This window comes from Tenacibaculum soleae (assembly GCF_001693415.1).
Lineage (GTDB): Bacteria > Bacteroidota > Bacteroidia > Flavobacteriales > Flavobacteriaceae > Polaribacter > Polaribacter soleae.
This window is the reverse complement of the sequence record NZ_MAKX01000002.1, coordinates 293518-318212: the sequence shown is the minus strand read 5'-3', so window position 1 is coordinate 318212 and position 24695 is coordinate 293518. Positions and strand designations below refer to the sequence as shown.

Here is a 24695-nt window from a genome sequence, read left to right as displayed (position 1 = left end):
ATATTGCGAGCTACTAATTCAAAAAACAAACATACATAATTATGAAGAAAAAACTTCTAACGTTGTTATTACTAATAACACCGATGTTAACATTTGCACAAGAAAAAGGTATTGATCAACAAATAGACGAAGTTTTTGGTAGCGCTACAGGCTGGTTTGTCAATTTAATATTCTATCAAATTGACTTTGGAGGAGGTATAAAAGTTTTTTGGGTATTATTTCCATTAATATTAGGAGCCCTTTATTTTACTTTTTATTTTAAGTTTATTAATTTTAGAGGGGTTGTAACATCTATTAATATAATACGAGGTAAATATGACGATCTTGATCATCATGAATCTATGCATGGAGCAGGTGATTTAACAGATGGAGACCATAGAGAGACAATTGCAATAGAAGATCATGAAGGAGAGGTTTCTCATTTTCAGGCATTAACAGCAGCATTATCAGCAACAGTAGGTTTAGGTAATATAGCAGGGGTTGCAATAGCAGTTTCAATTGGTGGTGCTGGAGCTACTTTTTGGATGATTGTAGCAGGTTTTTTAGGAATGGCATCTAAATTTGTAGAGTGTACACTTGGTGTAAAATATCGTGATATTGAGTCAGATGGTACCGTTTATGGAGGGCCAATGTATTATTTAACAAAAGGGTTAAAAAATAAAACATTAGGTAAAGTTTTAGCAGGATTATTTGCTGTTTTTGTTATTGGAGGTTCTTTTGGAGGTGGTAACATGTTTCAAGTAAATCAAGCATTTCAATTAGTTGAAAATATAACAGGAGGTGAAGCATCTCTTTTACATGGTAAAGGATGGTTGTTTGGAGTAGTTATGGCTGTGCTTGTAGGTATAGTAATTATTGGAGGAATTAAAAAAATAGCAAAAGTAACAGATAAAATTGTGCCATTTATGGTTGCTATATATGTAGCGGCTTCATTATTTGTAATATTTGCAAATATAAATATGGTTGGTGATGCTTTTTCGCAAATTATCAGCGGAGCCTTTAGTCCAGAAGGTATGGCTGGAGGAGCAATAGGAGTATTGGTGCAAGGATTTAGAAGAGCTGCTTTTTCAAATGAAGCAGGTGTAGGTTCTGCTTCTATAGCGCATTCAGCTGTAAAAACAAAATACGCAGCTTCTGAAGGGTTAGTAGCCTTGTTAGAGCCGTTTATTGATACCGTTGTAGTTTGTACTATGACAGCTTTAGTTTTAATTATAACTGGTAATGTGACATCAGCAAATGCAGGGTTAAATGATGCACAAGCTATTTTGTTAACATCAGGAGCCTTTGAATCTGCTATTTCTTGGTTTCCATACGTGTTAACAATTGCAGTAGTGTTATTTGCTTTTTCAACAATGATATCTTGGTCTTATTACGGTTTTCAAGGTTGGGCTTATTTATTTGGAAGAAGCAAAAAAATGGAATATACCTATAAAATTATCTTTTGTGTTTTTGTTGTTATTGGTTCAGCAGCAAGTTTAGGTTCGGTAATAGGGTTTTCAGATGCAATGATTTTTGCAATGATGGTACCAAATATGATTGGTATTGTAATGCTTGCACCTAAGGTAAAAGAAGAGTTAGCAAAGTATATGAAAGCTATTAAAGAGTTTGCTAAATAATGTAAGTTATTAAGAGTAATGAAAATATTTAAACCCCATTTCTGGTATAACAAACGCCAAAGAAATGGGGTTTTCTTTTTGATAACACTTATTGTTTTACTTCAGGTAGTTTATTTTTTTGTTGATTTTTCATCAGGTAAAAAAGTAAAAGAAAATACAAAAGAGTTATTGTTTTTTCAAAACAAAATTGACAGTTTAAAAGCTATTGAAGTTGAACGTAGAAAGTTCAAGATATATAAGTTTAACCCAAATTATATTTCTGATTTTAAGGGAGAGCAATTAGGAATGTCTTTAGATGAAATTGATAGATTACATGCATATAGAAAGCAAGGGCGGTTTGTAAATTCAACTAATGAGTTTCAGCAAGTAACTCAGATGTCTGATAGTTTAATAAATAAAATATCCCCAAATTTTAAATTTCCTGATTGGGTTGTTCAAGAAGAAAAAAGAAGAGTTAAGTTAATAAATTCTATAAAAGCTACTGATAAAGAGGAGGTGATTGAGGAGAAGCAATTTAAAGAAAAAATCATACCAATAAATATAAATACCGCAACATTTAAAGAGGTGCTTAAAATACCTTATATAGATTATGCTTTGTGTAAAAGTATTTTTGATTATAGAGATGAAGTAGCAGAACTTCAAGATATATCAGAAATAAAAAAGATAGCTGGTTTTCCTATAGATAAATATGATAGAATAGTTTTATATTTGAAAGCAGAATAAACAAACAATAAAATAATTATGAACAGTATGTACTTTACAGAAGAACATGACTTTTTTCGTCAAAGTTTTAAAGACTTTTTACAAAAAGAAGTAGTTCCTCATATAAATAAATGGGAAAAAGATGGAGCCGTTGAGCGTTTCATTTGGAAGAAGTTTGGTGAAATGGGGTATTTCGGATTAAATCAACCAGAAGAATATGGAGGATTAGGATTAGATCTTTTTTATACTGTGATATTCTTAGAAGAATTACAAAAAATTAACTCAGGAGGTTTTGCCGCTAATATGTGGGCGCATGCTTATTTAGCAATGACACATTTAAATAAAGAAGGTGATGATAGAATCAAAAAAGAATATTTAACTCCGAGTATAAACGGAGATAAAATAGGATGTTTATGTATTTCAGAGCCTTTTGGAGGGAGTGACGTTGCTGGTATGCGAACTACAGCAATTAAAAAAGAAGATACTTATGTGATTAATGGGTCAAAAACATTTATTACAAACGGAGTATATTCTGATTATTTGGTAGTTGCGGCAAAAACAAATCCAGAGGATAAGCATAAAGGAATGAGTATTCTTTTAGTTGATAGAAACACACCTGGGATCTCATCAACTAAATTAGATAAATTAGGATGGAGAGCTTCTGATACAGCTGAAATTGCTTTTGATAATGTCGTGATTCCTGCCGAAAATTTAATGGGAGAAGAAGGGAAAGGGTTTCCTTATATAATGCAACATTTTGCTTTAGAACGTTTAATAATGGCTATAAATGCTCATGCAAGAGCAGAGTATGCTGTAAATTATGTGATAAATTATATGAGTGAAAGAGAGGCTTTTGGGAAGACGTTAGATAAATTTCAAGCATTGCGTCATAAAGTTGCAGAAATGGCATCAAGAGTAGATATGTGTAGAGAGTATAATTATTCTATCACAAAAAGACTAAATGAAGGGGTTTATGTTGTTAAAGAAGCAAGTATGAGTAAAATGTTGTCTACCAAAATGGCAGATGAAGTTATTTACGATGCTTTACAGTTGCTTGGTGGTTATGGTTATATGGAAGAATATCCGTTAGCACGTTTATTAAGAGATAGTCGTTTAGGTCCGATAGGTGGTGGAACTTCTGAAATTTTAAAAGAGATTATAGCAAAGATGATTATCGATAAAAAAGAATATAAACCTGCTACTTAATTATTTACATGTTTTTTTTAGATAAAATAATAGTATTTGAAAGAAATTTTTAAAAACAGTATAAATTAGTTGTTTATTAAAAAATACTCAGTACATTTGCAGTCCTAAAAATAAAAATTTAGAGACTACAATGAAGGGAGGTGCTAATACATGTTAATCATTCCAATTAAAGAAGGAGAAAATATCGATAGAGCGTTAAAACGTTATAAGCGAAAGTTTAGAGATGTAAAAATCTTAAAACAATTAAGAGACAAGAAGCAGTTTAATAAACCTTCTGTTGTAAAACGAGCTCAAATGATGAAAGCATCTTACGTTCAAGGATTAAGAACGAAAGAAGAAGTAAGTTAATGATTACTTACAAATATTATATAAACCTGTATTGATATCAATACAGGTTTTTTTGTATATTTATTTTTGTAAAAACAAAGAGTAAATGCTTGTAGTTGCCTTTTTAAGATATTTAGAATGTGAAAAAAATTATTCTAAAAATACAATTAACGCTTATAAGCGAGATATAATTGCGTTTAGTGATTTTTGTGAAGAAGAATTTGATCAAAAAGAAATAACACTAATACATTACCATCAAATAAGAACTTGGATAGTTGCTCTTGTAGAAAATAAAATTTCGAACAGAAGTATTAATCGAAAAATAAGTTCTCTGAAAACGTTTTATAGTTTTTTGCAAAAAATACATGAAATTGAAATAAATCCGTTAGCAAAACATAAGGCATTAAAAGTTCAAAAAAAAATACAAACGCCATTTGATAAAGAAGAGGTTGAAAGTGTGTTGAGTGTTTTAGGAGAAGGTAAAGATTTTGAATCAGTAAGAGATAAGTTAATTGTTGAGTTATTGTATTCAACGGGTATGAGGAGAATAGAGTTGGTTAATATCAAAGAAAAAGATATCGATTTTAGTCGTCAGGTCATAAAGGTTTTAGGAAAAAGAAATAAAGAGCGGTATGTGATGGTGTTGCCGTCTGTTTTAAAGACTTTAAATCAGTATTTAAGCTTAAAAAGAGATTATGAAAAGAGTTCAGTAGAGGCACTTTTAATAACAAAAAAAGGGGTTAAAATATATGAAACTCTTGTGTACCGAGTAATAAATTTGTACTTTAGTAAAGTGTCAACAAAAGCAAAAAAAAGCCCACATATTTTAAGGCATGCTTTTGCTACGCAACTGCTTAATAACGGTGCGTCGTTAAATTCGGTTAAAGAATTGCTAGGGCATTCAAGTTTAGCCGCTACCCAAGTGTATACGCATAATAGCTTGGAGCAGATAAAAAAAGTATATAACAAGGCTCACCCTAGAGAGTCAAACTAAAGATTGAAAAAATTATGAAAGTATTCACGCAGTCAGTAAACTTTACAGCAGATAAAGGTTTAATAGAATATATTGAAAAAAAAATAGAAGGGTTAGAGAAGTTTCATGATAAAATCGTTGATGTAGAGGTTTTTTTAAAAGTGCAAAAAACAAGTGAAAAAGAAAATAAAATAACAGAAATAAAAATAAATATACCAGGAAATGAAATAATGGTAAAAAAACAAAATAAAACCTTTGAAGAAGGCGTGAGTGTTGCGGTAGACTCATTAAAAAGGAGTTTAAAAAAATCAAAAGAAAAACAACGAGATTCATTAGTATCATAAAAAGATAAAAAATAATTGAAAAAAGTTTTAAAATATTAAAATTACTTTATACATTTGCAATCCGTTAGAAATAGCGGATTGTTTTTTTATGACAATAAAAGCCGATGTAGCTCAGCTGGCTAGAGCAGCTGATTTGTAATCAGCAGGTCGGAGGTTCGAGTCCTCTCATCGGCTCATAAAAAAAAGAAGTTCTTTAACATTGTTTAAATTACCAAGGGGAGATACCAAAGCGGCCAACTGGGACGGACTGTAACTCCGTTGTCTTACGACTTCGCAGGTTCGAATCCTGCTCTCCCCACTTTTTAAAGCGAATTTATTATTAAAGCTAAGTTTTAGTAATGATAAAAGTTTTAAAAGTATGCGAAAGTAGCTCAGTTGGTAGAGCGTCAGCCTTCCAAGCTGAATGTCGCCAGTTCGAACCTGGTCTTTCGCTCTAATAATTATCCAGGCCGGTGTAGCTCAGTTGGTAGAGCGCATCCTTGGTAGGGATGAGGTCACCGGTTCAAATCCGGTCATTGGCTCTTTTTTAGAGTTTTTTTAAAAAAGAATTTAAAGTAACACTAAATATATTTAACTAAGAATTAAAATTAATAATCATGGCAAAAGAAACTTACGATCGTTCGAAGCCCCACTTAAATGTTGGTACTATTGGTCACGTAGATCACGGTAAAACTACTTTAACTGCTGCAATTACAAAAGTATTAGCAGATGCAGGATTTTCTGAACAAAGAGCTTTTGATCAAATCGATAATGCTCCAGAGGAAAAAGAAAGAGGTATAACAATTAACTCTTCTCACGTAGAGTATGCAACAGCTAACCGTCACTACGCGCACGTAGACTGTCCAGGTCACGCCGATTACGTAAAGAACATGGTAACTGGTGCTGCACAAATGGATGGAGCTATCTTAGTTGTAGCTGCAACTGATGGGCCAATGCCACAAACTCGTGAGCACATCTTATTAGGTCGTCAGGTAGGTATTCCACGTATTGTTGTTTTCTTAAACAAGGTGGATATGGTAGATGATGAGGAGTTACTAGAGTTAGTAGAGATGGAAGTTAGAGATTTATTATCTTTCTATGAATATGATGGAGATAATGGACCTGTAGTAGCTGGATCTGCTTTAGGAGCTTTAAATGGAGAAGAGAAATGGGTAAATACAGTTTTAGAATTAATGGAAGCTGTTGATACTTGGATTGAAGAGCCACCAAGAGAAACTGAAAAAGATTTCTTAATGCCAATTGAAGATGTATTCTCAATTACTGGTCGTGGTACTGTTGCTACTGGTCGTATTGAAACAGGAATCATCAACTCTGGTGATCCAGTTGAAATTATCGGTATGGGTACTGAGAAGTTAACTTCTACAGTAACTGGTATTGAAATGTTCCGTCAAATCTTAGATAGAGGTGAGGCAGGAGATAACGCAGGTATCTTATTAAGAGGTATTGCAAAAGAAGACATTAAAAGAGGAATGGTAATTGTTAAGCCAGGATCTGTAACACCACACGCTAAGTTTAAAGCTGAGGTTTATGTTTTAAAGAAAGAAGAAGGTGGACGTCACACTCCATTCCATAACAACTATCGTCCACAGTTTTATGTGCGTACAACAGATGTAACAGGTACTATTAACTTACCTGATGGAGTAGAAATGGTAATGCCTGGAGATAACTTAACTATTACAGTTGATTTAATCCAACCAATTGCATTAAACTTAGGTTTACAGTTTGCTATCCGTGAAGGAGGTAGAACAGTAGGTGCAGGTCAGGTAACTGAAATTTTAGACTAAGAAATTAGTTTATATCATAAAGAAAAGGAGTCTCTTTATTGAGAGACTCCTTTTAAAATGAAATACGGGTTTAGCTCAGTTGGTAGAGCACTGGTCTCCAAAACCAGGTGTCGGGGGTTCGAGTCCCTCAATCCGTGCAAAACTAAAGCGAGTTATGGTATTAAATCATAGCTCGTTAAAAGGATAAAAACATGAATAACTTTATAGAGTACATAAAAGGTTCTTTTGAAGAATTAAACACTAATATGACTTGGGCATCTCGTGAAGAGGCTCAAAAGTCAACTGTAGTTGTTGCGGCATTTACTATTATTTTTGCTTTAGCAGTAGCAGGAATTGATAAAGTTTTTCAAACAGGATTAGATAATTTCTTTAAAATGTTTTAATGATGGCTGATTCAGTGATGAAATGGTATGTAGTTAGAGCAGTAGGAGGTCAAGAAAATAAGGTGAAAACTTATATCGAGACAGAAATCGCTCGTTTTGGTTTGTCGGATTACGTAAATCAAGTAATTGTTCCTACAGAAAAAGTTATTCAAGTAAGAAACGGAAAGAAAGTTAACAGAGAAAGAGTATACTTTCCTGGTTACGTAATGGTAGAAGCTAATTTAGCAGGTGAGGTTCCTCACGTAATTAAATCTGTAACAGGAGTTATAGGTTTTTTAGGTGAAACAAAAGGAGGAGAACCAGTACCAATGCGTAAATCAGAAGTAAACAGAATGTTAGGTAAAGTTGATGAACTTTCTGTTAGAGATGAAAATATCGCAATACCTTATAACGTTGGAGAAACGGTTAAGGTAATCGATGGACCATTTAATGGATTCGACGGAGCAGTTGAAAACGTAAATGAAGAAAAGCGTAAATTAGAAGTAATGGTTAAGATTTTTGGAAGAAAAACACCATTAGAATTAAATTATACGCAAGTAGAAAAAATATAATCGTTACACCTATATTTAGATGTGTTTGAAGCTTCCATTTTAAACACGTCATTAAATCTTAAACAATGGCAAAAGAAGTAAGTAAATTAGTTAAACTACAAGTAAGGGGAGGTGCTGCGAATCCGTCGCCACCAGTTGGACCCGCTTTAGGTGCTGCCGGTGTTAATATCATGGAGTTCTGTAAGCAATTTAATGCACGTACACAGGACAAGCAAGGTAAAGTTTTACCTGTTGTGATTACAGTTTATACAGACAAATCATTTGAGTTTGTTGTAAAAACACCACCAGCTGCAGTACAATTATTAGAAGCGGCCAAAATTAAGAAAGGTTCAGGAGAACCTAATAGGAAAAAAGTAGCTAGCGTTACTTGGGATCAAATTCGTGGAATTGCAGAAGACAAAATGGTAGATATGAATGCCTTTAAAGTTGAGTCTGCAATGAGAATGATTGCAGGAACAGCTCGTTCTATGGGATTAACAGTAAAAGGTGATGCACCTGCTTAAACTTTAAAAGATATTTAGAAATGGCAATTACTAGAAAGCAAAAAGAAGCTCGTGCTAAAGTAGATAGCTCTAAAGTTTATAGCTTAAAAGATGCATCAGCATTAGTTAAAGAAATTACAAATGTAAAATTTGACGCATCAGTTGATTTAGCAGTACGTTTAGGAGTTGATCCTCGTAAAGCAAATCAAATGGTACGTGGAGTTGTAACTTTACCACACGGAACAGGTAAAGATGTAAAAGTGTTAGCATTAGTTACTCCAGATAAAGAAGCAGAAGCAAAAGAAGCGGGTGCTGATTATGTAGGATTAGATGAATACCTTCAAAAAATTAAAGGAGGTTGGACAGATGTTGATGTAATTATTACTATGCCAAGTGTTATGGGTAAATTAGGTCCTTTAGGTCGTGTTTTAGGACCAAGAGGTTTAATGCCTAACCCAAAAACAGGTACAGTAACTATGAACGTTGCAAAAGCAGTACAAGAAGTAAAAGCTGGTAAAATTGACTTTAAAGTTGATAAAACTGGTATCGTACATGCTGCAATCGGAAAAGTATCATTTGATGCTAAGAAGATTCAAGAAAATGCAAACGAGTTATTACAAACGTTAATTAAATTAAAGCCAACAGCGGCTAAAGGAGACTATATTAAGAGTATTTTTATGTCTTCAACTATGAGTCCTAGTGTTGCTGTAGATGAAAAATCTGTATCATAAGGCAGTTAAAACTTTTTAATTATGACAAGAGAAGACAAATCACAAGTAATACAAGATTTAACAGCAAGATTAGCAGATACAAGCATCATTTACTTAGCAGATATTTCTGCTTTAGATGCAACTACTACATCAAATTTACGTAGAGCTTGTTTCAAAGCAAATGTAGAATTAGCTGTTGTAAAAAATACATTACTTTCTAAAGCAATGGAAGCTTCTGATAAAGATTTCGGAGACTTACAAGGAGTTTTAAAAGGTAATACATCAATGATGATTGCAGAGGTAGCAAATGCACCTGCAAAAGTTATTAAAGAGTTCAGAAAAAAATCAGACAAACCTTTATTAAAAGGAGCTTTTGTTGAAGAGTCGGTTTATGTTGGAGATGACCAATTAGACGCTCTAGTTAACATCAAGTCTAAAGAAGAACTTATCGGAGATATTATCTCATTATTACAATCGCCTGCTAAGAATGTTGTTTCAGCATTACAATCAGGAGGTAGTAAATTATCAGGTATCTTAAAAACGTTATCAGATAAATAATTACGCGCACTAATAAACTAAATAATAAAATTTCAAAAAACAATTAAAATGGCAGATTTAAAAGATTTCGCAGAACAATTAGTTAACTTAACAGTAAAAGAAGTTAATGAATTAGCTGATATTTTAAAAGATGAGTATGGTATTGAGCCAGCAGCAGCAGCAGTAGCAGTAGCAGGTCCAGCAGCAGGAGGAGAAGCAGCAGAAGAAAAAACTGAATTTGATGTTATCTTAAAAGCAGCAGGAGGTTCTAAATTAGCAGTTGTAAAATTAGTTAAAGAATTAACTGGATTAGGATTAAAAGATGCTAAAGCAATCGTTGATAGTGCACCAGCACCAATCAAAGAAGGTGTAACTAAAGATGAGGCAGAAGGTCTTAAAAAATCTTTAGAAGAAGCAGGAGCTGAAGTAGAGCTTAAGTAAGCTATACTCCCGATTTAAAACGGGATAAAACAATTAAGGTTTAGGTACTAGGGATACATATCTCTAGTCCTAAACCATTTTGTGTATATATTCGTTCTTTATTTTATTACAGTTTTTAAAATTGTAATAACACGACTATAAAGCGCTGATTTTAAGTCAGCAAAGCAATTAAAATTGCATTATTGAAACGAAATAGTTTCAAAAAATAATATTTTTAATTTAAAAATAGCATCTCTTTTGGCAACGATAAACACTACTGAAAGAATTAACTTCGCATCATCGCAATTAGGTACCGATTATCCAGATTTTCTAGATATTCAGGTAAAGTCATTCCAAGACTTTTTCCAATTGCAAACTAAGGCAGATGAGCGAGGTGAAGAAGGTTTGTACAAAACTTTCATGGATAACTTTCCGATTACAGATACACGTAATCAATTTGTATTAGAATTTTTAGACTACTTTGTAGATCCACCAAGGTACAGCATTCAAGAATGTATTGAAAGAGGATTAACACATAGTGTACCTTTAAAAGCAAGATTAAAGCTTTATTGTACAGATCCTGAACACGAAGATTTCGAAACTATTGTTCAAGACGTATATTTAGGTACTATACCATATATGACCAACTCAGGAACTTTCATTATTAATGGAGCAGAAAGAGTTGTAGTTTCTCAGTTACACCGTTCACCAGGTGTTTTCTTTGGACAATCTTTCCACGCAAATGGAACCAAGTTATACTCTGCAAGAGTAATTCCTTTTAAAGGATCTTGGATAGAATTTGCAACTGATATCAATCAAGTAATGTATGCTTACATTGATAGAAAGAAAAAATTACCAGTAACTACGTTATTCAGAGCCATCGGTTTTGAAAGAGATAAAGATATATTAGAAATTTTTGATTTAGCAGAAGAAGTAAAAGTTTCTAAAGCTGGATTAAAAAAAGTATTAGGGCGTAAACTAGCGGCTAGAGTTTTAAAAACTTGGCATGAAGATTTCGTTGATGAAGATACTGGGGAAGTAGTATCTATTGAACGTAACGAAATAGTTTTTGATCGTGATACAATCATAGAAAAAGAACATATTGATGAAATAATTGATGCAGGAGCTAAAACTATCTTATTACATAAGGTAGATAATGACATGGCAGATTATGCAATCATTCACAATACATTACAAAAAGATCCTACCAATTCTGAAAAAGAAGCAGTAGAACATGTTTATAGACAATTACGTAATGCTGAACCGCCAGATGAGGAAACTGCAAGAGGAATTATTGAAAAATTATTCTTCTCAGAGCAGCGCTACAGCTTAGGTGAAGTAGGGCGTTTTAGAATGAATACTAAACTTGGTCTTAATGAAGATATAGACCAAAAAGTATTAACTAAAACAGATATTATTACGATTATCAAATACTTAATCGAGTTAATTAATTCGAAAGCAGAAGTAGATGATATCGATCACTTATCTAACCGTCGTGTTAGAACAGTAGGTGAGCAATTAGCAGGACAATTTGGTGTTGGTTTAGCTCGTATGGCGCGTACAATTCGTGAAAGAATGAATGTACGTGATAACGAAGTATTTACTCCGATTGATTTAATTAATGCGAAGACCTTATCTTCAGTTATTAACTCATTCTTTGGTACCAACCAATTATCTCAATTTATGGATCAAACCAATCCATTAGCTGAGATTACACACAAACGTCGTTTATCCGCTTTAGGACCTGGAGGTTTATCTAGAGAAAGAGCAGGATTTGAGGTGCGTGATGTTCACTATACTCACTATGGAAGATTATGTCCTATTGAAACTCCTGAGGGACCGAATATTGGATTAATTTCTTCTTTATCAGTATTTGCCAAAGTAAATAACTTAGGATTTATCGAAACTCCTTATGTAAAAGTTACAGAAGGAAACGTAGATGCTAAAAAAGAACACATTTATTTAAGTGCAGAGGAAGAAGAAGGAATGAAATTTGCACAATCTAATTTAGAGGTTGATGCAGACGGAAGCTTTGTTGGCGAAAAATTAATTTCACGTGAAGGTGGGGATTTCCCAGTAGTAACACCAACTGAAATTGATTATATGGATGTTGCTCCTAACCAGATTGCATCGATATCAGCATCGTTAATTCCTTTCTTAGAACATGATGATGCCAACCGTGCATTAATGGGATCGAACATGATGCGTCAAGCAGTTCCATTATTACGTCCAGAGTCTCCAATTGTAGGTACAGGTTTAGAACGTAGAGTAGCAAAAGACTCTCGTATTTTAATCAATGCTGAAGGAGCTGGTGTTGTTGAGTATGTTGATGCGAATAAAATTAAAATTAAGTATGATAGAACAGAAGAAGAACGTTTAGTAAGTTTTGATTCAGATGATATTTCATACAACTTAATTAAGTTTAGAAAAACCAATCAAGGTACAAACATCAACCTTAAACCAATTGTAAAAGTTGGCGATAGAGTTGAAGAAGGTCAAGTACTTTGTGAAGGTTATGCAACACAAAAAGGAGAATTAGCTTTAGGTAGAAATATGAAAGTAGCCTTTATGCCTTGGAAAGGGTATAACTTTGAGGATGCAATTGTAATTTCTGAAAAAGTTGTTCGTGAAGATATCTTTACTTCTATACATATCGATGAATATTCATTAGATGTTCGTGATACAAAATTAGGAGCTGAAGAATTAACAAACGATATTCCAAATGTTTCTGAAGAGGCTACTAAAGACTTAGATGAAAACGGAATGATTCGTATTGGAGCAGAAGTAAATCCTGGTGATATCCTAATTGGTAAAATTACACCAAAAGGAGAATCTGATCCAACTCCAGAAGAAAAGTTATTACGTGCCATTTTTGGTGATAAAGCAGGTGATGTTAAAGACGCATCATTAAAAGCTTCTCCATCATTAAGAGGTGTGGTAATTAATAAAAAATTATTCAAACGTGCTTTAAAAGATAAAACAAAGCGTGCTCGTGATAAAGAAGCAATCGCTGCGTTAGAAGCATCTTATGTATCTAAATTTGAAGGATTAAAAGATATATTAATTGAAAAATTATTCAATTTAATTACAGGAAAAACTTCTCAAGGAGTATTTAATGATTTAGGTGAAGAAGTATTACCAAAAGGTAAAAAATTCACTCAAAAAATGTTAAACTCTGTAGGTGATTTTACACACTTACACGGAACTTGGACTACCGATAAAGACTTAAATAGATTAGTTGTTGAGTTAGTTCACAACTATAAAATTAAAGTAAACGATTTACAAGGATCGTTACGTCGTGAAAAGTTTACAATTTCTGTAGGTGATGAATTACCAGCAGGAATCTTAAAACTTGCTAAAATTTATGTTGCTAAAAAACGTAAATTAAAAGTAGGTGATAAGATGGCAGGACGTCACGGAAATAAAGGTATTGTTGCACGTATTGTACGTCAAGAAGATATGCCTTTCTTAGAAGACGGAACACCTGTAGATATCGTATTAAATCCATTAGGGGTACCATCTCGTATGAATATTGGTCAGATTTATGAAACTGTTCTTGGATGGGCAGGTCAAAAATTAGATCAGAAATATGCAACACCAATTTTTGATGGAGCAAACATAAACGAGATTAATGCCTTAACAGATGAAGCAGGAATTCCACGTTACGGACATACCTATTTATATGATGGAGGTACAGGAAAACGTTTTGATCAACCAGCAACGGTAGGTATAATTTACATGATTAAGTTAGGTCACATGATTGAAGATAAAATGCATGCGCGTTCTATCGGACCTTATTCATTAATTACACAACAACCATTAGGAGGTAAAGCTCAGTTTGGAGGTCAGCGTTTTGGGGAGATGGAAGTTTGGGCACTTGAAGCATATGGTGCATCAAGTATCTTACGAGAAATCTTAACTGTAAAATCTGATGATGTATTAGGAAGAGCCAAAACTTACGAAGCAATCGTAAAAGGTGAAACTATGCCAGAACCTGGTTTACCAGAATCATTTAATGTATTAATGCACGAACTGAAAGGTTTAGGTTTAGACGTTAAATTAGAAGAATAATAAACAGTGAAATATCATTAGGTAATTATTACAATTACCTAATGATAAATCATTTTAAATATACGCTTCATTAGAGGCAAATTTTTAATTCGAATCCATTACTTATTATGGCAAGAAAGAACGAAAAATACACTGTTAAAAAGTTTAACAAAATTTCAATTGGTTTAGCATCACCTGAGTCTATTTTAGAAGCATCAAGAGGTGAAGTTTTAAAGCCAGAAACTATTAATTACCGTACACATAAACCAGAAAGAGATGGTTTATTTTGTGAGCGTATTTTTGGTCCTGTAAAGGATTATGAATGTGCTTGTGGTAAATATAAAAGAATCCGTTATAAAGGGATTATTTGTGATCGATGTGGTGTTGAAGTTACTGAGAAAAAAGTACGTAGAGATAGAGTAGGTCACATTAATTTAGTAGTACCAGTAGCACATATTTGGTATTTTAGATCATTACCTAACAAAATGGGATACCTTTTAGGGTTACCATCAAAAAAGTTAGATATGATTATTTACTACGAACGTTACGTAGTAATTCAGCCAGGTATTGCTAAAACTGCAGAAGGGGAACCATTACAAAAAATGGATTTCTTAACTGAAGAAGAATACTTAGATATTGCTGACGAACTTCCACAAGAAAATCAATATTTAGATGATTCTGACCCAAACAAGTTTATCGCTAAAATGGGAGCAGAGTGTTTAATTGATTTATTAGAAAGAATCGATTTAGACTCATTATCGTTTGAATTACGTCATAAAGCAAATACAGAAACTTCAAAACAACGTAAAAACGAAGCATTAAAGCGTTTAAATGTTGTTGAAGCTTTTAGAGATTCTCAAAAGAATAGAGAAAACAATCCAGAATGGATGATTATGAAGGCGGTACCAGTTATACCACCAGAATTACGTCCGTTAGTACCATTAGATGGTGGTCGTTTTGCTACTTCAGATTTAAATGATTTATACCGTCGTGTAATTATCCGTAACAATCGTTTAAAGCGATTAATGGAAATTAAAGCACCTGAGGTTATTTTGCGTAATGAAAAACGTATGTTACAAGAATCGGTAGATTCATTATTTGATAACACACGTAAATCATCTGCAGTAAAAACAGAATCTAACCGTCCATTAAAATCATTATCTGATAGTTTAAAAGGTAAACAAGGGCGTTTCCGTCAAAACTTATTAGGTAAGCGTGTTGATTATTCTGCACGTTCGGTAATTGTTGTTGGACCAGAATTAGCATTATCTGAATGTGGATTGCCAAAAGATATGGCAGCAGAATTATACAAGCCTTTCGTTATTCGTAAATTAATCGAAAGAGGTATTGTTAAGACTGTAAAATCTGCAAAGAAAATTATAGATAGAAAAGAACCTGTTGTTTGGGATATTTTAGAAAATGTAATTAAAGGACATCCAGTTTTATTAAACCGTGCCCCTACATTACACCGTTTAGGTATTCAAGCATTTCAACCAAAATTAATTGAAGGAAAAGCAATTAGATTACATCCACTTGCTTGTTCTGCCTTTAATGCCGATTTTGATGGAGATCAAATGGCAGTGCATTTACCATTAGGACCTGAAGCTATTTTAGAAGCTCAATTATTAATGTTAGGTTCGCACAATATCTTAAACCCTGCAAATGGAGCTCCTATTACGGTACCATCACAGGATATGGTATTAGGTCTTTACTATATGACAAAAGAAAGAAAGTCAACTCCTGAAGTGCCAATTAAAGGTGAAGGATTAACTTTCTATTCTCCAGAAGAGGTAATTATTGCCTTAAATGAAGAAAGAGTAGACTTAAATGCAGGTATTAAAGTTCGTACACACGATGTTGTTGACGGTCAAGATGTTACTAGAATTATAGCAACAACAGTTGGTAGAGTTTTATTTAACGAAAAAGTACCTAAAGCTGCTGGTTATATTAATGAGGTTTTAACAAAAAAATCATTAAGAGGAATTATTGGTGGAATTTTAAAAGTTACCAACATTCCTGCAGTAGGAAGTTTCTTAGATGAAATTAAAAACATGGGATATAGATATGCCTTTGAAGGAGGATTATCATTCTCATTAGGAGATATCATTATTCCAGAAGAAAAACATAGCATGATTGCAGAAGCTAATAAAGAAGTTGATGTAATTGTAGGAAACTACAACATGGGTATGTTAACACAAAAAGAACGTTATAACCAAGTAATTGATGTTTGGGGATCTACGAATAATAGATTAACAGAATTATCAATGAAGCGTTTACGTGAAGATCAACAAGGATTTAACTCAGTATTTATGATGTTAGATTCTGGAGCACGTGGATCGAAAGAACAGATTCGTCAGTTAACAGGTATGCGTGGATTAATGGCAAAACCTAAAAAATCGACTGCTGGTGGTGGAGAAATTATTGAGAATCCAATTCTTTCTAACTTTAAGGAAGGATTATCAATTCTTGAATACTTTATTTCAACGCACGGTGCGCGTAAAGGATTAGCCGATACCGCATTAAAAACAGCCGATGCTGGTTACTTAACACGTCGTTTAGTAGATGTATCTCAAGATGTTATTGTAAATGAAGTAGATTGTGGTACTTTAAGAGGACTAGAAGTAGCTCCATTAAAGAAAAACGATGAGATCGTTGAATCATTAAGTGATCGTATCTCTGGTCGTACATCATTACATAATGTATATGCACCAAATTCTGAAGATCTTTTAGTTGCTTCGGGTGAATTAATTACTCCTAATTTAGCAGATAAAATTGAAGCTTCAGGAATTGATAAAGTTGAAGTTCGTTCAGCATTAACATGTGAATCTCAAAGAGGAATTTGTGAAAAATGTTACGGACAATCATTATCAACAGGTAAAAAAGTTCAAAGAGGTGAAGCAGTTGGTGTAATTGCAGCACAATCTATTGGAGAGCCTGGTACACAGTTAACATTACGTACATTCCACGTTGGTGGGGTTGCAGGTAACATTTCTGAAGAGAACAAGTTAATTGCAAAATTTGAAGGTAAAGTTAAGATTGAAGATTTACGTACAGTAAAAGGAAAAGATAGCGACGGTAAAGAAGTTGAAATCGTTATTTCTCGTACTGCGGAAATTAAAATTATTGATAAAAAGACTGATATAGTATTAAGTACAAATATTATTCCTTACGGTTCTATCATCTTTGATAAAGATATGAAATCGATTAAAAAAGGAGATGCAGTATGTCAGTGGGATCCATTTAATGGAGTTATCGTATCTGAATTCGGTGGTAAAGTTAAGTTTGACAATTTAGAACAAGGTATTAATTACTCTGTTGAAATTGATGAGCAAACAGGTTTCCAAGAAAAAGTAATGATTGATTCTAAAAATAAAAAAATTATTGCTTCATTAATTATTGAAGATGCTGATGGTAATGCTTTACGTTCGTATAGTTTACCTGTAGGTGCTCATTTAATGGTAAGTGATGGTGATAAAGTAGAATCTGGTCATACTTTAGTTAAAATACCTCGTAAGTCTGGTAAAGCAGGCGATATTACAGGAGGTTTACCACGTGTAACAGAGTTATTTGAAGCACGTAACCCATCTAACCCTGCAGTAATTGCTCAGATTGATGGTGTGGTTTCTTTTGGTAAAATTAAGCGTGGTAATCGTGAAATTATTATTGAATCTAAAACAGGTGAGATTACTAAATATTTAGTAAAATTATCGAACCAAATTTTAGTACAAGAAAATGATTTTATTAAAGCGGGTATGCCTTTATCAGACGGAGCTACAACTCCAATTGATATTTTAAATATTAAAGGACCTTCTGCTGTACAAGAATACTTAGTAAACGAAATTCAAGAAGTATATCGTTTACAGGGTGTGAAAATTAACGACAAGCATTTCGAAGTAGTAGTACGTCAAATGATGCGTAAAGTTAGAATTATTGATTCAGGAGATACATTATTCTTAGAAAATCAATTAATTCATAAAAATGACTTTATTACAGATAACGACGCTATCTACGGAATGAAGGTTGTTGAAGATGCAGGAGATTCTGAAAACTTAAAACCAGGACAAATTGTTTCAGCTCGTCAATTAAGAGATGAAAATTCAATTTTACGTAGAGCAGATAAAAACTTAGTAGCCGCTCGTGATGCACAGCCAGCAACCGCTGAACAAGTATTACAAGGTATTACTAGAGCTTCGTTACAAACGAAGTCATTTATCTCAGCAGCGTCATTCCAGGAAACTACGAAAGTATTAAACGAAGCCGCAGTAAACGGTAAAATTGATACCTTAGAAGGATTAAAAGAAAATGTAATTGTTGGTAAACGTATACCAGCAGGTACAGGAATGAGATCTTACGATAAACAAATCGTAGGTCCTAGAGATGAAATGGAAAAAAGTTTATAATTTCTAATATAAAAGACCTCTAAATTTTAGAGGTCTTTTTTTTTAAATTTTTATTATGGAAGAAAATAAAGACCCACAATTAAACATAGAGTTAGATCAAGAGGTTGCAGAAGGAACTTATAGTAACTTAGCAATTATTAATCATTCAGTATCTGAGTTTATTGTTGATTTTATTAATATTATGCCAGGTGTACCAAAGGCAAAAGTAAAATCAAGAATAATATTAACACCACAACATGCTAAAAGGTTAACTAAAGCTTTAGCAGAAAATGTTCGAAAGTTTGAACAAGCACATGGTGAAATAAAAGATTACGAGCAAATACCAATTCCTATGAATTTTGGAGGTACCACAGGAGAAGCTTAAAAATAAAAACGTCTATAATAGACGTTTTTATTTTTTATAAAAGGATTAAAATCCTGTAGCAATATCATTTAAAGCTTTAGAATCTAAAATAAAAACTTCTTTTCCTTTTAAGGAAATAATTTTTTTCTTTTTAAATTCAGATAACAGTCGAATAGCAGATTCTGTAGCTGTACCAATAATATTAGCAATATCTTCACGAGATAAATGAATATCTAAGGCACCATTTTCACTTTTAGAAAATCTATTTTCAAGATTTAAAAGCGTGGCAGCTAAACGTTGCTTTACAGTTTTCTGTGCCATATCAACAATAAAATTATCAGCAGTTTTTAGCGAAGAAGCCATGTTTTTAAGTATATCCATGGTAAATTTAGGATTATTTTCTAAATCTCTTACTATTTCTTCTTTTGGAATAAAGCAAATTTGCATGTCATTTACAGCAATTGCTTTTAAGTTAGAAGCTTCATCATTAATTAAACTGCGTTCACCTAATAAATCACCTTTTCTTACCAAATTTACAATTTGATCTCGTCCATTGTCGCTCATTTTAGATACTTTGCAAACACCATCTTTAATGCAAAAAACACCATTTATATGCTCACCTTCTTCAAATAAAACTTCTCCTTTTTTTATTGTTTTAGATGTTTTACAACCAGCAATTCTAACCAATTCGTCTTTTGTGAGTGATTTTAAAGAATTAAATTGACGAATAATACATTGTTCACATTTACTCATGGTGGTAGTTTTTGATAAAAATCAAAGATAATCAAAAGCATGATAATTGTCATATTTTAACCGAGCTTCTTGTCGGATATTTGTAGTAGGCAAAAGAGTAAATATGGAAAACACACTATGTTTTCATTGTGGTAACGAATGCGAAACCGAAACAATTACTATAAAAGAGAAATCTTTTTGTTGTAATGGTTGTAAAACAGTTTTTGAAATCTTTTCAGAAAATGATTTAACTTGTTACTATGATTTTCAAAACAATCCAGGAGCAATTCCTAAAGAAATTGAAGGAAAATACGATTTTTTAAACAATAAATCTATTGTTAATAAACTATTAGAGTTTAACGATGGTAGTATACATGTTGTAAATTTATATATACCACATATACATTGTAGTTCGTGTATTTGGGTGCTAGAAAATTTGCATAAATTAAATGGTAGCATAAGCTCGTCACAAGTAAATTTTCCTAAAAAAACAGTGCGTATCACCTATAATTCTGATATTGTTTCTTTAAAAGAAATTGTATTACTATTAAGTTCTATAGGATACGAACCTTATATAAGTTTAGAAGACTACGAAACCGGAAAAAATAAAGTTGATAGAAGTTTAATTTATAAACTTGGTATTGCTGGGTTTGCCTTTGGAAATGTAATGTTTTTATCTTTTCCAGAATACTTTGAAGTATCAGAATATTGGCTAGAACAGTATAAAGATATTTTTCGGTGGTTGATGTTTTTTTTCTCACTTCCTGTCGTTTTCTATGCTGCGCAAGATTATTTTATTTCTGCCTATAAAGGCTTACGATCAAAAATTTTAAATATAGATGTACCTATAGCTCTTGGAGTTACAGTATTATTTATAAGAAGTACTGTTGAAATTATTTTTGATATTGGGACTGGATTTTTTGATTCACTAACGGGGTTGGTTTTCTTTTTACTACTAGGTAAATTTTTTCAACAAAAGACTTATAATTTTTTGTCGTTTGAACGTGATTATAAATCGTATTTCCCGATTGCAGTAACTAAAATATCATCCGAAGGGAAAGAAAAAAATGTACAAATTTACGATATAAAAAAAGGAGATCGATTATTAATCAGAAATCAAGAGTTAATTCCTGTTGATGGTATTTTAATTAACGGAAAAGCAAAAATAGATTACAGTTTTGTTACTGGCGAAGCTGTTCCGGTATCAAAAAAATCGGGCGATAAATTATTTGCAGGAGGAAAGCAATTATCTGGAGTTTTAGAAATGGAAGTTTTAAACTCAGTTTCACAAAGCTATTTAACACAACTATGGAGTAATGATGTGTTTAAAAAAGATAAAAACTCTTCCTTTAAAACATTAACAGATCAAATTAGTCAACACTTTACCATTATAATATTGTTAATCGCTTTTATAGCTGCATCTTTTTGGATGTATCATGATGCAACAAAAGCCTTAAACGTGTTTACAGCAGTATTAATTATTGCGTGTCCGTGTGCTATAGCATTAGCAGCCCCGTTTACATTAGGAAACATGTTACGTATATTAGGTAAAAAGAAATTTTATTTAAAAAATGCAACAGTAATAGAACAATTAGCGGCGATTGACAGTGTTATTTTTGATAAAACAGGAACTTTAACAACAAGTAAGGAGAATAAAATTGCTTATGATGGAGAAGAATTATCATCCGAAGAAAAATCGCTATTAAAAAGTGGTTTACGAGGATCTAATCATCCTTTAAGTAGAATGTTGTATAGCTCATTAGATGAAAAAATGAGTACTGTAACTAATTTTAATGAGTATACAGGAAAAGGAATTGAAGTTGCACTAAAAAATACGATACTAAGAGTAGGATCTTCATCTTTTGTGAAAAATACTGATGAACAGCATAATTTAGATACTTCAGTTCATGTTAGTATAAATAAACAATATAAAGGAAAATATGTTTTTAAAAACGCCTATAGAAATGGTGTAAAAACATTGTTTTCTGAACTGAACTCAGATTATAAATTAGCTGTTGTTTCGGGAGATAATGAAGGGGAAAAAAAATATTTAGAAAAAATATTACCTCAAAAAACATCCTTTCTTTTTAATCAAAAACCAGCTGATAAATTAGTGTATGTAGAAAAATTACAAAAAAAAGGCGAAAATGTAATGATGATTGGAGATGGACTAAATGATGCAGGTGCTTTGGCACAAAGTAATGTTGGAGTATCATTATCCGAAAATATTAATGTGTTTTCACCAGCATGTGATGCTATTTTAGATGCCTCAAAATTTAATCAAATAGCTAATTATATTAAAGCATCAAAAAAAGCAATTCAAATAATTAAATATAGCTTTATAGTATCGTTGTGTTATAATTTAATAGGCTTGTATTTTGCAACAACAGGGCAATTAAAACCGGTAATAGCTGCAATATTAATGCCTTTAAGTTCTATTAGTATTGTTGTGTTTACAACTATTGCAACCAATTTATTAGGAAATAAAATAAAATAAAAATTATGAAAGTAGCCTCATTTTTAAAAGACATAAAATTTAATGAACACAAACCAGCAGTTGCTTTAATGTTAGATACTGATTTTTCGAAAGAAATACGTATTGTGTTTAAAAAAGGGCAAATAATGGAAGACCATCAAGCTCCATTTGCAATTATTGTTCAGGTGTTAAAAGGTTGTATTGATTTTGGTGTAAACGGAGAAAATACAGTGTTAAATACAGGTGATGCAATTTCATTAAAACCACAAGTAGTTCATAATCTTACAGCAGTTGAAGAGAGTGTTGTACGCTTAACATTATCTAAATTAGATACTTTGAAAAGAGTGGAAAATGTTTAGATTATGAAAATTAACAAATATATAGATCATACATTATTAAAAGCTACAGCATCAAAAAATGACATTGTAAAGTTGTGTAACGAAGCTAAAGAATTTAACTTTTATGCAGTTTGTGTTAATGGATGTTATGTTGAACTAGCGAAACAAGAACTTTATAAATCGGATATAAAAATAGCCGCAGTAATTGGGTTTCCTTTAGGAGCAATGGCTACAGAAGCAAAAGTTTTTGAAGCTAAAAATTGTATAGAAAAAGGAGCGTCAGAAATTGATATGGTTATCAATATCGGAAAATTATTAGATGGAGAAAATGAATATATAGAAAACGAAATTAGATCGATAAAAAAAGCTATCGGAAATAATATATTAAAAGTGATTTTTGAGACTTGTTATTTATCTAAAAAGCAAATAAAAACAGCATCAGAATTAGCCGTAAATGCAGGGGTAGATTTTGTAAAAACATCAACTGGTTTTGGAACCAGTGGAGCAACTTTTAAAGACGTTGAAGTTATGAAAAAAGTTGTAAAAAACAACGCACAAATAAAAGCGGCAGGTGGAGTTAGAGACAAAGAAACCGCAGAAAAATATATTAATATGGGAGTTACTCGTTTAGGAACTTCATCGGGGGTTTCACTTGTTACCAAAGGAATTGCAGAAAAAAAACAATATTAATGAAAACACTTATACAAAAATATAATATTCCTGGCCCAAGGTATACCAGTTATCCAACGGTTCCGTATTGGGAAAACGAAACATTTAATAAAGAAAGATGGCTCAAAACATTTAAAGATTCATTTGTAGAAAGCAATTCATCAGAAGGAATAAGTTTATATATTCATTTACCTTTTTGTGAAAGTTTGTGTACTTTTTGTGCCTGTCATAAACATATAACTAAACGACATGAAGTAGAAGAAGATTATATTGATACTGTTTTAAAAGAATGGAATTTATATACTAATTTGGTTGATGAAACGCCAATTATAAAAGAAATTCATTTAGGTGGAGGAACCCCAACTTTTTTTTCAAAAGAACAATTAAAAAAACTAATTGATGGTTTATTTGTAAATGCAAAAAAACACAAAAATCACGAATTTAGTTTTGAGGGACACCCTAATAACACCACAAAAGAACAATTACAAACGTTGTTTGATGTAGGTTTTACGCGTGTTAGTTACGGTGTACAAGATTATAACCATAAAGTTCAAGTTGCAATTCATAGAGTACAACCTTTTGAAAATGTAGCAAGAGCTACACGTTGGGCAAGAGAAATTGGTTATACATCGGTTAGTCACGATTTAATTTTTGGACTACCATTTCAAACTAAAGAAAATGTAATTCATACCATTAATAAAACCAAAGAATTACAACCCGACAGAATTTCATTTTATAGTTACGCTCACGTACCCTGGGTAAAAGGTGTTGGTCAAAGAGGTTTTAACGAGCAAGATTTACCAAAAAATGAAGAGAAAAGAGAATTGTACGAAATAGGAAAAGAATTGTTTGCTGAAATGGGCTACATAGAAATAGGAATGGATCATTTTGCTTTACCTTCAGATACCTTATATAAAGCAACTAAAGAAAAAACTTTACATCGAAATTTTATGGGCTATACCGCCAATAAAACGCAATTAATGATTGGGCTAGGTATGTCGGCAATATCAGATTCTTGGTACGGATTTGCACAGAATGTAAAAACAGTAAAAGAATATCAAAAAATAGTTAACCAAGGAGAAATACCTGTTTTTAGAGGGCACATTTTATCTGAAGAAGATTTAATTATAAGAAAACATATATTAAACATTATGTGTCATTTTTCCACTTCGTGGAATGTTGAAAAGTTAAAGGTTAAAGATATTGATATTCATTTACAAAAATTACAAGAAATGGTTGAAGATGGTTTGGTTGTAATTAAAGAAAACACTTTAGTAGTACCAGAAAAAGCAAGACCCTATGTGCGTAATATTTGTATGGCTTTTGATAAACGATTACATAAAAACAAACCAGAAACAAAATTATTTTCGATGACGATTTAAGACTTCTTTAACAAATATCATCAAACATGATAAAAGTCATATTTTAAGAAAAACATCAAAAGTACCTTTGATATATAATTTATCAGGCAAGATATGAGCGTTATTTACTTACTACTTTCACTAAGTATTTTAGTGGCACTAATTTTTTTTATTGCATTTATCGTTTCAGTAAAAAAGGGGCAGTACGATGATTCGTATACGCCATCTGTTCGTATGCTTTTTGATGACGAATTAGTCAAAAAAGATCAATAAAAAAACTAACAATAGATA

22 protein-coding genes and 5 tRNA genes are annotated in these 24695 nt (G+C 32.2%); 26 read left to right on the top strand and 1 reads right to left on the bottom strand.

The features are described from left to right. Positions 1 to 41: 41 nt before the first annotated feature. From BA195_RS08735 to BA195_RS08635, 21 genes are all read left to right on the top strand, one after another. Positions 42 to 1616, top strand: coding sequence for an alanine/glycine:cation symporter family protein (locus BA195_RS08735; protein ID WP_068704525.1), 1575 nt, complete (start codon positions 42 to 44; stop codon positions 1614 to 1616). Between the two features lie 18 nt (positions 1617 to 1634). Continuing rightward, on the top strand, positions 1635 to 2339 hold the full coding sequence (locus BA195_RS08730; RefSeq protein WP_068704523.1) for a ComEA family DNA-binding protein: 705 nt from the start codon (positions 1635 to 1637) through the stop codon (positions 2337 to 2339). Between the two features lie 18 nt (positions 2340 to 2357). Further along, positions 2358 to 3524 carry an acyl-CoA dehydrogenase family protein gene (locus BA195_RS08725; RefSeq protein ID WP_068704521.1) on the top strand — a complete coding sequence of 389 codons (1167 nt, stop codon included), beginning with the start codon at positions 2358 to 2360 and terminating at the stop codon, positions 3522 to 3524. A 150-nt stretch (positions 3525 to 3674) separates the two neighbouring features. After that, positions 3675 to 3872, top strand: coding sequence for a 30S ribosomal protein S21 (rpsU, locus tag BA195_RS08720; RefSeq protein ID WP_068704520.1), 198 nt, complete (start codon positions 3675 to 3677; stop codon positions 3870 to 3872). Positions 3873 to 3957: 85 nt separating this feature from the next. After that, a complete protein-coding gene (locus BA195_RS08715; protein WP_068704517.1) occupies positions 3958 to 4845 on the top strand; it encodes a tyrosine-type recombinase/integrase in 888 nt (295 codons plus the stop codon). Positions 4846 to 4859: 14 nt separating this feature from the next. After that, on the top strand, positions 4860 to 5168 hold the full coding sequence (gene hpf / locus BA195_RS08710; RefSeq protein WP_068704515.1) for a ribosome hibernation-promoting factor, HPF/YfiA family: 309 nt from the start codon (positions 4860 to 4862) through the stop codon (positions 5166 to 5168). 100 nt (positions 5169 to 5268) lie between these two features. Next, positions 5269 to 5342, top strand: a tRNA-Thr gene (locus BA195_RS08705). Positions 5343 to 5383: 41 nt separating this feature from the next. Further along, positions 5384 to 5466, top strand: a tRNA-Tyr gene (locus BA195_RS08700). A 62-nt stretch (positions 5467 to 5528) separates the two neighbouring features. Next, a tRNA-Gly gene (locus BA195_RS08695) sits at positions 5529 to 5601 on the top strand. 15 nt (positions 5602 to 5616) lie between these two features. Then, a tRNA-Thr gene (locus BA195_RS08690) sits at positions 5617 to 5689 on the top strand. 75 nt (positions 5690 to 5764) lie between these two features. Continuing rightward, complete coding sequence (tuf, locus tag BA195_RS08685) at positions 5765 to 6952, top strand: elongation factor Tu (protein WP_068704513.1); 1188 nt, start codon at positions 5765 to 5767, stop codon at positions 6950 to 6952. Positions 6953 to 7016: 64 nt separating this feature from the next. Then, positions 7017 to 7089 (top strand) — tRNA-Trp (locus tag BA195_RS08680). Between the two features lie 54 nt (positions 7090 to 7143). Next, positions 7144 to 7335, top strand: coding sequence for a preprotein translocase subunit SecE (gene secE, locus BA195_RS08675; RefSeq protein ID WP_068704511.1), 192 nt, complete (start codon positions 7144 to 7146; stop codon positions 7333 to 7335). 2 nt (positions 7336 to 7337) lie between these two features. Further along, positions 7338 to 7886 carry a transcription termination/antitermination protein NusG gene (nusG, locus tag BA195_RS08670; protein WP_068704827.1) on the top strand — a complete coding sequence of 183 codons (549 nt, stop codon included), beginning with the start codon at positions 7338 to 7340 and terminating at the stop codon, positions 7884 to 7886. 65 nt (positions 7887 to 7951) lie between these two features. After that, the gene (gene rplK / locus BA195_RS08665) at positions 7952 to 8389 is read left to right on the top strand and encodes a 50S ribosomal protein L11 (RefSeq protein WP_068704509.1); all 438 of its coding nucleotides are present in this window, start codon (positions 7952 to 7954) and stop codon (positions 8387 to 8389) included. A 20-nt stretch (positions 8390 to 8409) separates the two neighbouring features. Next, entirely contained in the window at positions 8410 to 9099 is a 690-nt protein-coding gene (rplA, locus tag BA195_RS08660; RefSeq protein WP_068704507.1) for a 50S ribosomal protein L1, read from the top strand. 21 nt (positions 9100 to 9120) lie between these two features. Next, entirely contained in the window at positions 9121 to 9636 is a 516-nt protein-coding gene (gene rplJ / locus BA195_RS08655; RefSeq protein WP_068704505.1) for a 50S ribosomal protein L10, read from the top strand. Between the two features lie 48 nt (positions 9637 to 9684). Continuing rightward, positions 9685 to 10056, top strand: a complete 372-nt coding sequence (gene rplL / locus BA195_RS08650) for a 50S ribosomal protein L7/L12 (protein ID WP_068704503.1) — start codon at positions 9685 to 9687, stop codon at positions 10054 to 10056. A 237-nt stretch (positions 10057 to 10293) separates the two neighbouring features. Further along, positions 10294 to 14106, top strand: a complete 3813-nt coding sequence (gene rpoB / locus BA195_RS08645) for a DNA-directed RNA polymerase subunit beta (RefSeq protein WP_068704501.1) — start codon at positions 10294 to 10296, stop codon at positions 14104 to 14106. Positions 14107 to 14213: 107 nt separating this feature from the next. Then, complete coding sequence (rpoC, locus tag BA195_RS08640; protein WP_068704499.1) at positions 14214 to 18485, top strand: DNA-directed RNA polymerase subunit beta'; 4272 nt, start codon at positions 14214 to 14216, stop codon at positions 18483 to 18485. 55 nt (positions 18486 to 18540) lie between these two features. Next, entirely contained in the window at positions 18541 to 18849 is a 309-nt protein-coding gene (locus tag BA195_RS08635; protein ID WP_068704497.1) for a DUF3467 domain-containing protein, read from the top strand. 45 nt (positions 18850 to 18894) lie between these two features. Here the strand turns inward: BA195_RS08635 and BA195_RS08630 are convergent, their stop codons facing one another. After that, positions 18895 to 19581, bottom strand: a complete 687-nt coding sequence (locus tag BA195_RS08630) for a Crp/Fnr family transcriptional regulator (RefSeq protein WP_068704495.1) — start codon at positions 19579 to 19581, stop codon at positions 18895 to 18897. Positions 19582 to 19684: 103 nt separating this feature from the next. On the opposite strand from BA195_RS08630, the gene BA195_RS08625 reads away from it, so the two are divergent. From BA195_RS08625 to ccoS, 5 genes are all read left to right on the top strand, one after another. Next, positions 19685 to 22057, top strand: coding sequence for a heavy metal translocating P-type ATPase (locus BA195_RS08625; RefSeq protein WP_068704493.1), 2373 nt, complete (start codon positions 19685 to 19687; stop codon positions 22055 to 22057). Between the two features lie 5 nt (positions 22058 to 22062). Beyond that, positions 22063 to 22395, top strand: coding sequence for a cupin domain-containing protein (locus BA195_RS14250; protein WP_068704491.1), 333 nt, complete (start codon positions 22063 to 22065; stop codon positions 22393 to 22395). 3 nt (positions 22396 to 22398) lie between these two features. Then, on the top strand, positions 22399 to 23064 hold the full coding sequence (deoC, locus tag BA195_RS08615; RefSeq protein WP_068704489.1) for a deoxyribose-phosphate aldolase: 666 nt from the start codon (positions 22399 to 22401) through the stop codon (positions 23062 to 23064). Continuing rightward, positions 23064 to 24425 carry an oxygen-independent coproporphyrinogen III oxidase gene (hemN, locus tag BA195_RS08610; protein ID WP_068704487.1) on the top strand — a complete coding sequence of 454 codons (1362 nt, stop codon included), beginning with the start codon at positions 23064 to 23066 and terminating at the stop codon, positions 24423 to 24425. Before deoC ends, hemN begins: the two co-directional genes overlap by 1 nt. Before the next feature lie 93 nt (positions 24426 to 24518). After that, positions 24519 to 24677: a cbb3-type cytochrome oxidase assembly protein CcoS gene (ccoS, locus tag BA195_RS08605; protein WP_068704485.1), complete on the top strand. Its 159-nt coding sequence runs from the start codon at positions 24519 to 24521 to the stop codon at positions 24675 to 24677. Positions 24678 to 24695 lie beyond the last annotated feature (18 nt).

Excerpts from the sequence above, each read along its gene's own strand:
- BA195_RS08735 (WP_068704525.1), top strand. The coding sequence starts at position 42 with ATGAAGAAAAAACTTCTAACGTTGTTATTACTAATAACACCGATGTTA.
- BA195_RS08730 (WP_068704523.1), top strand. The coding sequence starts at position 1,635 with ATGAAAATATTTAAACCCCATTTCTGGTATAACAAACGCCAAAGAAAT.
- BA195_RS08725 (WP_068704521.1), top strand. The coding sequence starts at position 2,358 with ATGAACAGTATGTACTTTACAGAAGAACATGACTTTTTTCGTCAAAGT.
- rpsU (WP_068704520.1), top strand. The coding sequence starts at position 3,675 with ATGTTAATCATTCCAATTAAAGAAGGAGAAAATATCGATAGAGCGTTA.
- BA195_RS08715 (WP_068704517.1), top strand. The coding sequence starts at position 3,958 with ATGCTTGTAGTTGCCTTTTTAAGATATTTAGAATGTGAAAAAAATTAT.
- hpf (WP_068704515.1), top strand. The coding sequence starts at position 4,860 with ATGAAAGTATTCACGCAGTCAGTAAACTTTACAGCAGATAAAGGTTTA.
- tuf (WP_068704513.1), top strand. The coding sequence starts at position 5,765 with ATGGCAAAAGAAACTTACGATCGTTCGAAGCCCCACTTAAATGTTGGT.
- secE (WP_068704511.1), top strand. The coding sequence starts at position 7,144 with ATGAATAACTTTATAGAGTACATAAAAGGTTCTTTTGAAGAATTAAAC.
- nusG (WP_068704827.1), top strand. The coding sequence starts at position 7,338 with ATGGCTGATTCAGTGATGAAATGGTATGTAGTTAGAGCAGTAGGAGGT.
- rplK (WP_068704509.1), top strand. The coding sequence starts at position 7,952 with ATGGCAAAAGAAGTAAGTAAATTAGTTAAACTACAAGTAAGGGGAGGT.
- rplA (WP_068704507.1), top strand. The coding sequence starts at position 8,410 with ATGGCAATTACTAGAAAGCAAAAAGAAGCTCGTGCTAAAGTAGATAGC.
- rplJ (WP_068704505.1), top strand. The coding sequence starts at position 9,121 with ATGACAAGAGAAGACAAATCACAAGTAATACAAGATTTAACAGCAAGA.
- rplL (WP_068704503.1), top strand. The coding sequence starts at position 9,685 with ATGGCAGATTTAAAAGATTTCGCAGAACAATTAGTTAACTTAACAGTA.
- rpoC (WP_068704499.1), top strand. The coding sequence starts at position 14,214 with ATGGCAAGAAAGAACGAAAAATACACTGTTAAAAAGTTTAACAAAATT.
- BA195_RS08635 (WP_068704497.1), top strand. The coding sequence starts at position 18,541 with ATGGAAGAAAATAAAGACCCACAATTAAACATAGAGTTAGATCAAGAG.
- BA195_RS08630 (WP_068704495.1), bottom strand. The coding sequence starts at position 19,581 with ATGAGTAAATGTGAACAATGTATTATTCGTCAATTTAATTCTTTAAAA.
- BA195_RS08625 (WP_068704493.1), top strand. The coding sequence starts at position 19,685 with ATGGAAAACACACTATGTTTTCATTGTGGTAACGAATGCGAAACCGAA.
- BA195_RS14250 (WP_068704491.1), top strand. The coding sequence starts at position 22,063 with ATGAAAGTAGCCTCATTTTTAAAAGACATAAAATTTAATGAACACAAA.
- deoC (WP_068704489.1), top strand. The coding sequence starts at position 22,399 with ATGAAAATTAACAAATATATAGATCATACATTATTAAAAGCTACAGCA.
- hemN (WP_068704487.1), top strand. The coding sequence starts at position 23,064 with ATGAAAACACTTATACAAAAATATAATATTCCTGGCCCAAGGTATACC.
- ccoS (WP_068704485.1), top strand. The coding sequence starts at position 24,519 with ATGAGCGTTATTTACTTACTACTTTCACTAAGTATTTTAGTGGCACTA.